The organism is Flavobacterium sp. RSB2_4_14 (genome assembly GCF_051547085.1).
Taxonomy (GTDB): Bacteria; Bacteroidota; Bacteroidia; order Flavobacteriales; family Flavobacteriaceae; genus Flavobacterium.
Window position 1 is genome coordinate 1 of record NZ_JBPTTL010000029.1, and the last position, 408, is coordinate 408.

Consider the following 408-nt stretch of genomic DNA (forward strand, 5'->3'; position numbering starts at 1 on the left):
TATAAAACATTTTTCAGATAGTGGTGCAGACAAGCGTAAAGTTCTTTAATAGCTTCATCACTCAATCCAACCAAAGAATATTTTATCTTTTCGTTTTCAGAAAGTTTAGTAGTCGCACCATCTTCTTTTCCTGTTTCAGAAGTTAAAGAAGTTATGTAAATCATATTTCTATTATTACCATCAACTTCTTTTTTAACAACTGCAAATCTTCTGTTTTTTGCCTTAATCGTAAAAGCATCGTTGTACCCTTGTAATTTAATTGATTTGTACATATTAAAACGTTTTATAACATCGGTTTTGCTCTATTGCGGTATTTGGCATAACTGAATGTTCGGTTTGTATTTGTTAATTTTGTTTTTTAATTGATAATTTTGGCTTACTTTTCCGCAACAAAGCAAAGCCGAGAAC

The 408-nt window shown here is 30.4% G+C and carries 1 protein-coding gene; it reads right to left on the reverse strand.

Annotated features, from left to right (window positions below):
- On the reverse strand, nucleotides 1-272 hold a 272-nt coding region (locus tag ACSVH2_RS14115; RefSeq protein ID WP_438093820.1), incomplete at its 3' end, for a hypothetical protein.
- Nucleotides 273-408 lie beyond the last annotated feature (136 nt).